This is a genomic window from Janthinobacterium sp. HH104 (assembly GCF_001758715.1).
GTDB classification, from domain to species: domain Bacteria; phylum Pseudomonadota; class Gammaproteobacteria; order Burkholderiales; family Burkholderiaceae_D; genus Janthinobacterium; species Janthinobacterium aestuarii.
This window is the reverse complement of sequence record NZ_LRIB01000027.1, coordinates 391718-397717: the sequence shown is the minus strand read 5'-3', so window position 1 is coordinate 397717 and position 6000 is coordinate 391718. Positions and strand designations below refer to the sequence as shown.

At 49.6% G+C, this 6000-nt stretch carries 5 protein-coding genes; 2 read left to right on the top strand and 3 right to left on the bottom strand.

The window, feature by feature from the left end:
* Both JAB6_RS10840 and JAB6_RS10835 read left to right on the top strand, forming a co-directional pair.
* A partial coding sequence (locus JAB6_RS10840; RefSeq protein ID WP_254671547.1) for a ComEC/Rec2 family competence protein occupies positions 1–1173 on the top strand: 1173 nt, incomplete at its 5' end.
* Between the two features lie 736 nt (positions 1174–1909).
* Positions 1910–2845, top strand: coding sequence for a hypothetical protein (locus JAB6_RS10835; RefSeq protein WP_254671545.1), 936 nt, complete (start codon positions 1910–1912; stop codon positions 2843–2845).
* A gap of 92 nt (positions 2846–2937) precedes the next feature.
* Here the strand turns inward: JAB6_RS10835 and JAB6_RS28940 are convergent, their stop codons facing one another.
* The 3 genes from JAB6_RS28940 to JAB6_RS10820 form a co-directional block, all read right to left on the bottom strand.
* Complete coding sequence (locus JAB6_RS28940) at positions 2938–3180, bottom strand: hypothetical protein (RefSeq protein ID WP_139143353.1); 243 nt, start codon at positions 3178–3180, stop codon at positions 2938–2940.
* Between the two features lie 38 nt (positions 3181–3218).
* Positions 3219–3698 (bottom strand): helix-turn-helix transcriptional regulator, encoded by a 480-nt coding sequence (locus tag JAB6_RS10830; RefSeq protein ID WP_083292657.1) that lies wholly within the window; start codon positions 3696–3698, stop codon positions 3219–3221.
* 484 nt (positions 3699–4182) lie between these two features.
* Positions 4183–5181, bottom strand: a complete 999-nt coding sequence (locus JAB6_RS10820; RefSeq protein WP_070302817.1) for a DUF4238 domain-containing protein — start codon at positions 5179–5181, stop codon at positions 4183–4185.
* Positions 5182–6000 lie beyond the last annotated feature (819 nt).

The window sequence follows — 6000 nt, the reverse complement described above, 5'->3', positions numbered from 1 at the left end:
GCGGGCCGCACCACGGCGCCCATGCCGCCGCAGGCTGGCCGCTGGCGCCGCCTGCGCGGGGCCGTGGCGCTGGGCGCGCGCACGCAATACGTGGTGACGGTGGGGCTGGTGCCGTTGACGATGCTGCTGTTCTCGCAAGTATCGTTGGTCAGCCCCGTGGCCAATGCGCTGGCTATCCCCATCATCAGCCTGGTCGTCACGCCTTTGTCCTTGGCTGGCAGCCTGCTGCCAGCGCCCCTGTCCGATGGGGTGCTGCTGCTGGCGCATGCCATCGTGCAGATGCTGGCGCAGGTGCTCGAGTGGCTGGGTGCGCGCCGCTTTGCCGTGTGGACGGCGCCCGCGCCGCCAATGTGGAGTTTTTGCTGGGCATTGTTTGGCACGGCATGGCTGCTGGCGCCACGTGGCTGGCCACACCGGTGGGCGGGCATGCTGGGCTGGCTGCCGCTGCTGACGGCCTTGCCGTCCAGCCCGCCACCTGGCCAGATGTGGATCACGGCCTTTGACGTGGGACAAGGCATGGCTGTGCTGGTGGAAACGCATGGCCACCGTCTGCTGTACGACACGGGACCCGCCTACAGCCTCGATTCCGATGGCGCCAGCAGGGTCATCGTGCCGTATTTGCGCGCACGCGGCATCGCCGAACTTGACGGCGTCATCATTTCCCACAGCGACCTCGATCACGCGGGCGGCGCCATGTCCCTGCTCGAGAACGTGCAGGTGGGCTGGCTGGCCTCGTCGCTGTTCGATGGCCATCCGGCCGTCGAGTTCCAGCGGGAATCGCACCGGCCTTATCTGCACTGCACGGCGGGCCAGAGCTGGACCTGGGAAGGCGTGCACTTCGCCATGCTGCACCCATTGCCCGCCAGCCATACGGACATTGCCCTGAAGCCGAACGCCCGCAGCTGCACCGTGAAAATCACGGCAGGCAAGCACGCGATCCTGCTGGCCGGCGACATCGAAGCGGCGCAGGAGGCGCAATTGCTGGCCCGTTCTGCCGAGGGGGAACTGGCAGCCGACGTGTTGCTCGCACCCCATCAGGGATTATGTCACCCACTAAAAGATCGCTTATTGGGCGAGGCCCGTATGGCCGGTCACGCTTGCTTCGCAAGAACTACAGTGTCGCGTGTTGTATTTTTCGGTATGACATCCACTCCCACACGGCAATCGAGCTAAAATAGTACCCGATTAGGCATCGATGATGAGCATCCACATGCTATCAAATCTGCACAACAGTGGCGCCACTTTGCAGGTCGGCTTGTTTTGTTGCAATAATACCACCCTAGAGCGACACTTCCTCAAGGAGGTGTATGACGGTAGCAACATCGGCGGGCGCTACGACGCCGATCATTGTTACCTCAAGTAGCCCGTGGGGCGTCGACGGATTCCAATAATCCACGCGCCCGGAACTCAATTTGCTAATGGTTTCAGCTTCCAGCTGCTGCGGCGTCTTGTGCGACCGACCAGCTAACTTCGCTCGACGTTGCTGCGTTGACCCGACCACTAAACGACTGATGCGAACTGCTTTCCCGACTTCGTAGATATACATATGCCGCAGTTCTATAGATGTACAAAATATTTTACATTCATTTGCTTCGCATACTTACTCTTAACTTACTGTTCTAGCCACGCAGGTTGTATCTGCCGAGGCAGCAGTGCTGCTGGAGAAAATAGAAATGGTTATTGCAGTTGAGGTAGTAGAGTACGTCTTCGGTGGTATTGCGTGGTTATAATCGACGAATTAATATCAATGTATTCACGTTGCACAGGATATTCATTGTTGTTAATTTAGCCATAATTTCAAACTGTGTCGCTTTTCGTAGATTCAAAAATCGTAAAGATCATTGATGAGTAAACGTAGGCTACTGCGCGATGTGGAATTTTAAAAATATCAATTAAACTGGAGGAGTACGTGATAGACCAGCCTAAGGGGCCTGCACAAGAGGGACTTTTTTCAAATGCTCTATTTGATGTGGAGCATGCATTGGGAATGTATGCGTTCAACTCATGCACAATTTTCGCGGAAGATATCTATGATAAGAACATACTTGCTCCCTTAATGAGGGTCATTGAGTCGTGTCATATTTACATCATTGGGTATACTCCAGCAATAAGGTTTCTCGATGCTCGACAGGATAGCAATCAACTAGAAATGGACTTCTCCGTTGCAAATTTATCTCACACTATATCGATCAATCTTCCCCAAGGATTGTTGCTAAGGCAACGAGATGGATTTAGCATTCTTGAGGACGAATCTGGAAAGACGTTCTGGCCCAATGAGGATTTCTTAAAGCACAAAATTGAAGAAAAGGTAGGTATGCTGAAGTTCAATGTTAAGTATATCGGACAAGCATATGGAAAAGATGGTTCGCGAAATGCGATCGATCGGCTTTTGAAGCATGAGACGCTTCAAAAGATAGCTATTAAAGGTGTGCCCGAGGGATACAGGTTAACCATACTGATGCTGGCAATCCAGCCAAATAATCAGCTATTTACTGTTATGAATCCATTTGCGAAGAAGAAAGATGACGATGGAAAGAGAATCAGGGATGGAATTAGTAAGCTTTTTAATACAACGGAGCAGGAGAGAATTTCGCTGTATGAAGCTGCGCTTATTCGCTATTTCTATCCGGAATTTAATAAGGAATTCAAAGATAGTTTCCCCTCAACCAACTTGAAAATCCTGCAGGACTGCTATGAAAAAGATTTTGGCGGCGTGGTGGCCGAAATATGCATCGACGGACTCGCTTTTAGACTTTGCTCTGAAAAAGTGGAGCCGACGCCGCATCACATAGCGCGTCACAGTCTGCACAAAGTAGAAGAGCGAAAAATGTTCTTCGGTTTCTAGTAACAATAATATCGAAAAAAAAGACCTAATTAGGATGAAATCCTGTTAGGTTATAGGTTCGCAAAATTCATGCAAAAACGTGTATAGGAAAATCAATGACTTTTACATTGATTTTGAGAATGCCAAGATGATTTTTCAAAAATTCCTGCAAAAAAACCTAAGCTGAGAGTAAAACTCCGGGCGACGAGCTGCCAGCACGGCCCACCATTGCTTAAAGCCTTGCGGGTGCGGATCATCGACGTGGGGCTGCTCCATAGTAGCAAGTCAACCAATGCTGGCGTCTCCTCGAAACGTCGTCGGGGGAAACCAGAATCGTCGTCCTCGGTAGTAATCATGCGGGGACCTTCTATATTTCCTGAATATGTGCTTGCACTCATCCCCAAACCTCCTTGCGCTCGGCTCCAAGTACCGGACCCAGTTTAGCCAAACGTGACCATACTTTTGTCGGCGACTCATTGGATATCATGGCCGCCTCTTCGACCGCCATAACAACAATTTGCACCGGTGCCTCATCCAGAAAATGAAGCATCTGCGCCTCGTATCCGCGAGGAACCTCACCCGTGGAAAGAGCATGCTGGAGGGTTTCAACGCTCATCTCTTTTTTATAGCTGACGCTGCTGGTTTTGGCGGCCATCCATAGGCCATTCTTGCGCTTCCGGGCCGCTAACGACGGAACGTCGAAACTCAATCCGACGATGCCCATGATCTTGGTCAAGCGCTGAAAACTAAGATCCTTAATTGTCCCTGCTTCCAAGCGTTGTATGGTCTGGCGCGATAGATTTGCCAGATTAGCCAGGTGCTGTTGAGTCAGGCCAACCGCTTTGCGCCGCAGATAAATCTCTTGTCCGATCATGTGTATGCTCACAATTTCACCTCTTGAATGCACAATATATTGTACATCTTGCTGAAATATATGGCAGTCCTGCTATTCACACCATTGCGAAGCGTTCATTCTGGCACAAACCGAAAACTGATCCGCCTAGCTAAGTGGTTCTTTGTCAAGAAGAGCCAGTCGATGTTTGTCGTTACCCTCGATCCGCGCTTTGCCTGCAGGACCGCGCACCGTCTGCCGCCGGTAGGTCAAGTCACGAAAAGACTGGTGGCCGTCGAGCGGTCGCTGGCTGGCCAAGTGTGGCATAGTTTTTAATTCATCGTGCCATTTACAAGATGAGCAACGTCGGTGAGTGAAGTGAGTATCCCACTGATGGCCATGTTTTTCATGTTCTGCTTGGTGTGGTCATCTTCGTAGGTTAACTTCGTTGAGCCGCTTTACTTTGGTCATTTTATGCATGGCTATTGTGAAGCCATACGTGCCAAGTTGTCCGATGATTTTTCTGTCAGGTCTTGACACGGCCATCAGGCGCACTTTGATAGTTCTGCCCGATGTACTTTCTGAAAGGGCGAATAGCATCCACCGTATCACCGATGATGTACACCATGGCTTGGGCTGCGACTTTGGAATTGAATTCCACAACAGTCGCCTTATCAACCTCGTGCCTGCCTGATGGGAACCGTTCGGAGTCGCAAATGATGTAAGCGACCCGTGGAGTAATCGGATAATAGAGATCGGCATACTCAGGTGGGGTAAATTTTTTATCAGAAACACAGGAATGCACGTTGACGATAGGTTGGTCGGACGTGATAAAAGGCACGCTAGTATCATTTATCAGCAATGCATGCCTCGCGTTCTGGCGCCCAATGTACAGGCTAAAACCCATGTTCATTCCATACATATAACTCAGGAACCACCACGTATGCTGCATAGCATTGGCGACTTCAATCTCAAGAGCACTTTGTCTAGACAGGACCCGCATTACACCATCTCGGAAAGTTTTTGTGCGGCAAATCTGGTGTCCGAAGAATGTCATGAACTCGAGCATATGCCGCTGATTTTGCAGCACATCAAGTTTCTCTTCAGCTAACGCGGCTAACACGGGAAGTGCCATTTTTTCATGGGCAGCATGGAGATTTTCCAATTGATTGCATTTCAACGCCTGGAGATATTGCTCAATTTGCAGATTCTGAGTGCCAGACTTGCCATAGATGAACTCAACCTGCTGTATCCTTAGAAAGTCATGAAGATATGACATGTGGTGTTGCTGCAAATGATCGGGGCTATTTCGTGAGAATCCTTTGATCACCTCAATATGCTTACTATTAAGCACGGTAATTTTATAGAAATAGTCGTCAACGGCAATGCCACGTACACTGTCGTGCGCAAACTTTCCCGTTTTCGTGGTGTAGAAAACGTTCATCGTACCGCGGCCCCATCGGGCTAGATACTTCGCCCACACGTAATGTTGTCGTTTCTTGGCTTCGAGGTCTTTTCGCAACATGGTATCCATTCCGTTGGGCGTCGGCTTTTGGATTCATTTTACCAAGCTTCCTACCAGCCTAGGCGCCGGATCTGCTGTCGGTGACTATGTGCGTAAAATACGTGTTACATTTGCAGTACTTAATGTTTCTTTCCATTAACTTTATTTTCTATGTGGCATCGATCTATCGAAGAATGATGTGCGAATTTGTCCTGTGGTTGTTCAAGTTCCTTGCGTAGCTTGCTAATCGTGCATCCGGTCGACTTGAATAGAGTCAAAATTTTCGTTTAACGGAACAAAATTCACCTCACCATATTCGGATCCTAGGGCAAAATAGACCAAGAAATTTATGACTTATTTCACTCCGTAACTCTTCGAAGGGGCGGAGATCTGAACTTTTAGCCAATACGAGGTAGCCCAATGGAACATCCACTTCCTCCTGTTATGAGGTTAGATGCATTAAAGAGCGAGGTCCTAGACAAAGGGCCGTCGGCTGCTCTGCCATGTCACTTGTCCGATCACTGGTTAAACTGCGTGGCCGAAAGTTTAGAACAGGTGTTAGAAGTACAAACTAGTGAATCTGGGCAATATTTAGCAGGACCGTTAGCGCTGGTCGCTCACCTATTGCTCGGTCGTTCCTCACTGAGTGAATTTGAGGTCAGTGACACTCTTCTATATAAGTATCTTCGTACCTACTACGTAGAAGTGTCCATTGAAATTCTCAATCGCCGCACAAATGTTCGAATTAAATCAGCCACGTTACAGACAATTTTTACTGATCGAAAATTGACTTCAGTCCTTGTCCAGTGAGTCCGTCGGCTTGGGCCTGCTGGCATTTAT